This window comes from Lachnoanaerobaculum sp. MSX33 (genome assembly GCF_000512995.1).
GTDB lineage: Bacteria > Bacillota > Clostridia > Lachnospirales > Lachnospiraceae > Lachnoanaerobaculum.
Window position 1 is genome coordinate 119,945 of record NZ_AZXX01000099.1, and the last position, 6,432, is coordinate 126,376.

At 40.7% G+C, this 6,432-nt stretch carries 3 protein-coding genes; all 3 read right to left on the minus strand.

Going from position 1 to position 6,432, the window contains the following annotated elements; translation table 11 throughout:
• Nucleotides 1-4: 4 nt before the first annotated feature.
• The 3 genes from HMPREF1495_RS13390 to nifJ all read right to left on the minus strand — a co-directional run bounded on the left by HMPREF1495_RS13390 (nucleotide 5) and on the right by nifJ (nucleotide 6,366).
• On the minus strand, nucleotides 5-1,015 hold the full coding sequence (locus HMPREF1495_RS13390; protein ID WP_007591692.1) for a deoxyguanosinetriphosphate triphosphohydrolase: 1,011 nt from the start codon (nucleotides 1,013-1,015) through the stop codon (nucleotides 5-7).
• Between the two features lie 2 nt (nucleotides 1,016-1,017).
• Nucleotides 1,018-2,643 (minus strand): helicase HerA-like domain-containing protein, encoded by a 1,626-nt coding sequence (locus HMPREF1495_RS13395; protein WP_034215723.1) that lies wholly within the window; start codon nucleotides 2,641-2,643, stop codon nucleotides 1,018-1,020.
• Nucleotides 2,644-2,838: 195 nt separating this feature from the next.
• Nucleotides 2,839-6,366, minus strand: coding sequence for a pyruvate:ferredoxin (flavodoxin) oxidoreductase (nifJ, locus tag HMPREF1495_RS13400; protein WP_034215725.1), 3,528 nt, complete (start codon nucleotides 6,364-6,366; stop codon nucleotides 2,839-2,841).
• Nucleotides 6,367-6,432: the final 66 nt, after the last annotated feature.

The following is a 6,432-nucleotide window of genomic DNA, read 5'->3' on the forward strand; positions in this document are numbered from 1 at the left end:
CTCCTTAATATACATCCCAGGACTTTGGAACAAATATGTCTTTGAATTTTTCTATTGCATATAAATCAGTCATTCCTGCAATATAATCACAAACTACCAGTTCCCTGTCCTGATTCAACTCTTTTATAAAATATATATATTCATCCGGAAGCTTATCGGTATGGCACATATAATAGTCAAATAATGACTTTATCATAGTCTTTGCCTTTCCCTCCTGAGATTTTGGGACTTCATTGTAATATACCTTTTTAAACATCCATGTTCTAAGTCCCATCATTGCCTTATATATCTCTCTGTTCATGGAAATTTCAGGCTTATCAATACTTCCTTCTATCACACCGTGTACCAGATTGTTAAGTCTTTCTCTCACCGAATGGCCGAGTATATCGCTGTATTCTTTCGGAATATCATCTTCTTCCATAATACGCGCTCTTATAGAATCGTCTATATCATGATTTATATAGGCAATCTTATCTGAAAGTCTTACAACATGACCCTCCAAGGTGGAAGGATTACCTGATGTTCTGTGATTTAATATACCGTCTCTGACTTCTTTTGTAAGATTAAGTCCACGTCCGGATTTTTCTATAAACTCAACTATTCTTACACTCTGCTCATAATGTGCAAAACCGAATGAACATACGTCATTGAGTACGTCCTCCCCCGAATGTCCGAAAGGCGTATGTCCAAGGTCATGTCCCAAAGCTATCGCTTCCGTCAAATCTTCATTTAATCTTAGAGACTTGGCTATAGTTCGTGCAATCTGTGCCACTTCAAGTGTATGAGTAAGTCTTGTTCTGTAATGATCTCCTTCAGGCGCCAGAAAAACTTGAGTCTTATGTTTCAGTCTTCTAAACGCCTTTGAGTGAAGTATCCTGTCTCTGTCTCTTTGATATACAGTCCTTATATCACAGGCTTCTTCATACCTGTCTCTTCCTAAAGAATTTTTGCTTAAAGCGGCATATTTACTGAGAGTTAATTCCTCTCTGAGTTCTATATCTTCTCTTATATTCATAATTATTTCAGTTTAAATAATGTCGAGAGTACTCCTCTTCCAAGGCTTGCTCCCAGATTTCCTCCCAGGCTTGAACCGAATTTTCCGCCTGATTTTCCTAAAGTTTTACCGATTTGTCTTCCGATAGTGCTTGCAGCCGTACCTGCCACGGTAGCTACACCCTTCTTTATGGCATCCTTTTTCTTCTTTTCTTCCTTTTCGGCCTCTCTTGCCTGCTTTTCAGCTTCCTTTTGTGCCGCCTTTGCCTGCTTTTCTGCCTCTTTTCTTTCTATTTCAGCCTGCTTTTCAGCTTCTTTTCTTGCTATCTCGGCCTGTCTTTCCTCTTCCTGCTTTTGTGAGATTTCCACTTGCAATCTCTGTAAGAATTCATACGCCGAGTCCCTGTCCACCATATCTTTATATTTATTTGCCAGATCTGACATAGAAATAACTGCAGCTCTCATCATATCATCGATTGCTCCGAGATATGACTGTGGCGGAAGTACCTTGGCCTTTCTTACCATCGCAGGTGCACCGTCATCTTCTATAAAAGATACAACCGCTTCACCTATACCCAAATTTGTTATAATCTCAGCCGTATCGAAATCAGGATTTGCTCTGTAACTCTGTGCTGCGGCCTTTATACCTTTTTGTTCTGCAGGTGTATAAGCTCTGAGTGCATGTTGTACCTTGTTACCAAGCTGTGCCAATACCTCATCCGGTATATCACTTGGGTTCTGTGTTATAAAGTACACTCCGATACCCTTTGATCTTATAAGTTTTACTACCTGCTCTATCTTTTGAAGCAGAGCCTTTGGAGTATCTTTAAATAAAAGATGTGCTTCATCAAAGAAAAATACCATCTTAGGCTTGTCAAGATCTCCGACCTCAGGCATTATCTCAAATAGTTCAGCCAGCATCCAAAGCATAAAAGTGGCATATATTCCCGGATCGTTTATGATAGTTGTTGCATCAAGAACATTTATCATACCCTTGCCGTCCTTTGTAACAAACCAATCATTTATATCAAGTGCAGGCTCACCGAAAAATACATCTCCGCCCTTATCTCCAAGAGCTACAAGACCTCTCATTATTGCATTGACACTTTGAGGTGCTATATTTCCATACTCCGCCTTATAGTCTGCGACATTTTCACTGACATAGTTGAGCATACTCTTTAAATCTTTTAAATCGATAAGAAGTAATCCCTCATCATCAGCTATCTTAAATATAATATTCAGTATATCTGTCTGAATCTGATTAAGGTCAAGAAGCTTTGCCAACAGCATCGGTCCGAACTCCGAAATTGTAGTTCTGAGAGGTAATCCCTTTTTCCCGAATATATCCCAGAAAACTGTAGGATATGCCTTAAATGAAAAATCTTCTCCCATACCAAGCTCGGCAACTCTTTTAGTTATACTTTCTTTTTCCTCACCCGGCTTACACATACCTGATAAGTCACCCTTTATATCGGATAAAAACACCGGCACTCCGGCATCTGAAAATGATTCAGCCATTACCTTTAGAGTAACTGTTTTACCTGTTCCTGTAGCTCCTGCAATCAGTCCGTGTCTGTTTGCATATTTTGATTTTATACATAATTTGGCATCACCGTCGCTTGCCACCCATATTTCATTCTCTTTATACATAGTATCTCCTAAAATTTCACTTTATACTTCTATTCTATCCCAACTTTCATATTATAACAAGTGAATATAATATTTTAATACAAAAAGAGCCGATACTTAAAGTATCGACTCTCTTTGACCACAAAAGCGGCTTCCGTCTGTACACTAAATAAACTTTCGTCTATTAATTCTATTTATATTAAACTTAAAATTATATTATTTTGAATATAATGTTACAAGCTTCTCAAGATATGAGAATCTTTCCTTAGCATCTTTCTCATTCTTAGCGAAGAGTTCAGATGCTCTCTCAGGATCCTTGAGTGCAAGAGATGAGTAACGAACCTCTCCCTTAAGGAACTCTTGGTAATCTCCTGTAGGTGTCTTTGAATCAAGAGTGAACTTGTTCTCAGCATCAGGATTGAATCTGAAGTTATTCCAGTAACCTGCCTCAACAGCAAGCTTCTCCTCTGTCATAGCCTTGCTCATACCCTTCTTGATACCGTGAGCGATACATGGAGCATATGCAATAACAAGTGATGGACCCGGATAAGCCTCTGCCTCAGCCAATGCCTTAACAGTCTGGTTATAATCTGCACCCATAGCGATCTGTGCTACATATACATAACCGTAGCTCATTGCAATACTTGCAAGATCCTTCTTCTTAACATCCTTACCGCCGGCAGCGAACTGTGCTACAGCACCTGTCTTTGTTGACTTTGAGCTCTGTCCACCTGTATTTGAGTAAACCTCTGTATCAAATACCATGATGTTTACATCCTTACCGCTTGCGATTACATGGTCAAGACCGCCGAAACCGATATCATAAGCCCAACCGTCACCACCGAAGATCCACTGACTCTTCTTTGATAAGAATTCCTTGTTATCTAAGATTTCCTTAGCTTCAGCTGTATTTAACTTCTCAAGTTCAGCTACAAGATTATCTGTTGCTGTACCGTTTAATGCACCTACAGTGAATGTATCAAGGTATTCTTTAGCTGCTGCCTTAAGTTCTTCCGAACCGTTCTCGGCAATAGCCTCTACCTTTGACTTAAGTCCCTTTCTGATAGCCTCATTTGCAAGGAACATACCGTAACCGAACTCCGCATTATCCTCGAACAATGAGTTTGACCAAGCAGGACCATGTCCCTTATCATTTACTGTATAAGGTGTTGAAGGTGAAGAGTTACCCCAGATTGATGAACATCCTGTAGCATTTGAAATGTACATTCTGTCACCGAAGAGCTGTGTAATAAGTCTTGCATAAGGTGTCTCACCACAACCTGCACAAGCGCCTGAGAACTCAAGTAACGGCTTCTTGTACTGTGATCCCTTAACTGTTGTCTCCTTGAACTTAGCTATAACCTCAGCCTTCTCAGGTGTAGCTGTTGCATAGTCAAACCACTTCTGTCTATGTACATTCTCAGGCATACTCTCCATTACAAGAGCCTTCTCGCCCTTCTTTCCAGGACATACGTTAGCACAAGAACCGCAACCTGTACAGTCAAGAGCTGATACGGCTACTGTAAACTTGTAGTTTGGCATACCTGTCATCGGAAGTACGCTCATTCCCTCAGGAGCATTATTTGCCTCATCCTCTGTAAGAGCAACTGTTCTGATAACTGCATGAGGACATACATATGAACAGAATCCACACTGAATACAGTTATCACTGTTCCAGATAGGCATATTTACAGCAATACCACGCTTCTCGTATGCTGATGTACCTACAGGTGTTGTACCGTCAACATAGTCAACAAATGCAGATACAGGAAGGTTGTTACCCTCTTGTGCACTTACAGCTGTTTGAATAGTGTTGGCAAACTTGATTGCATCCTCTCTACCCTCTGTATGTACCGCATAGTCAAGTCCCTCATCCTCAGCATTTGCCCAACTTGCAGGAACCTCTACCTTATGAACGTTCTTAGCGCCTTCGTCGATAGCCGCCCAGTTCTTCTTAACTACATCCTCACCTTTTCTTCCGTAAGTCTTCTCAGCAGCCTTCTTCATGAGGTCAATAGCCTGCTCCTCAGGAATAATTGCTGAAAGCTTAAAGAATGCTGACTGAAGAATTGTGTTAATTCTTGTAGGTCCCATACCTGTAGCAATACCGATCTTTACACCGTCGATTGTGTAGAAGTTGATCTTGTGATCATGGATATACTTCTTAACCTGTCCCGGGATGTGCTCCTCAAGCTCCGCATCTGACCATGTACAGTTAAGAAGGAATGTACCTCCGTCAACAAGTTCCTGTACCATGTTGTACTTTCTCATATATGCAGGATTGTGACATGCTACAAAGTTTGCCTTACGAATAAGGTATGTTGACTTAATAGGCTTCTTACCGAAACGCAAGTGGCTCATTGTAACACCACCTGACTTCTTTGAGTCATAGTCAAAATATGCCTGAGCATATAAATCTGTGTTATCACCGATAATCTTGATAGAGTTCTTGTTAGCACCTACAGTACCGTCTGCACCAAGACCCCAGAACTTACAGTTTGTAGTTCCCTCAGGTGTTGTAATAAGAGCAGGACCCGGATCAAGTGAAAGATGTGTAACATCATCATTGATACCGATAGTAAATCTCTTCTTCTCTGTGTTGTGGAATGTTGCAACTATCTGAGCAGGTGTTGTATCCTTTGAACCGAGACCGTAACGACCGCTGAATACAGGAACAGCATCAAACTTTGTTCCCTTAAGTGCTGCAACAACATCAAGCCAAAGCGGCTCACCAAGTGATCCCGGCTCTTTTGTTCTGTCAAGAACTTCGATTCTCTTAACGCTGTCAGGGATAGCATCGATAAGTGCCTGTGCACTGAAAGGTCTGTAAAGTCTTACCTTAACAACACCGACTTTCTCACCCTGCTTTGAAAGATAATCAATTGTCTCTTCTATTGTATCATTAACTGAACCCATAGCGATGATGATTGTCTCGGCATCAGCAGCACCATAGTAGTTAAATAATTTATAATCTGTACCAATCTTAGCATTAACCTTATCCATGTACTCCTGAACGATTGCAGGTAATGCATCATAATAAGGGTTGCTTGCTTCTCTTGCCTGGAAGAAGATATCAGGGTTCTGTGCAGAACCTCTCTCTACAGGACGATTAGGATTAAGTGCATTCTTTCTGAAAGCGGCTATAGCATCCATATCTGCCATATCCTTAAGATCTTCATAATCCCAAGTTTCAATCTTCTGAATCTCATGTGATGTTCTGAATCCGTCAAAGAAGTTGATGAAAGGTACTTTACCCTTAAGCGCTGATAAATGTGCAACAGGTGTTAAATCCATAACCTCCTGAACTGATGATGAACAGAGCATTGCAGCACCTGTCTGACGACAAGCGTAAACATCTGAATGATCACCGAAAATACTAAGTGCATGTGTTGCAATAGCACGTGCAGAAACGTTAATAACTGCCGGAAGCTGCTCACCTGCTATCTTATAGATATTTGGGATCATAAGAAGAAGGCCCTGTGAAGCTGTATATGTTGTAGTTAAAGCTCCAGCTGAAAGAGAACCATGAACTGCACCTGCAGCACCTGCCTCTGATTGCATTTCTGTAACTTGTACAGTCTGGCCGAAAATATTCTTTCTACCCTCTGTTGCCCACTCATCGGTGTGCTCCGCCATGACAGATGATGGTGTTATCGGATAAATTGCAGCAACATCAGTATACGCATATGATGCATGAGCAGCTGCCTGATTACCATCCATGGTCTTCATTTGTCTCTTAGCCATTTAATTCCTCCTACTAAGTAATTCTTTATAATATTTATAATAATAAAATATTAGTTTTCGTATCTC

What these genes read in the sequence shown, in the direction of transcription:
- HMPREF1495_RS13390 (WP_007591692.1), bottom strand. Translation starts at nt 1,015, where the DNA reads ATGAATATAAGAGAAGATATAGAACTCAGAGAGGAATTAACTCTCAGT.
- HMPREF1495_RS13395 (WP_034215723.1), bottom strand. Translation starts at nt 2,643, where the DNA reads ATGTATAAAGAGAATGAAATATGGGTGGCAAGCGACGGTGATGCCAAA.
- nifJ (WP_034215725.1), bottom strand. Translation starts at nt 6,366, where the DNA reads ATGGCTAAGAGACAAATGAAGACCATGGATGGTAATCAGGCAGCTGCT.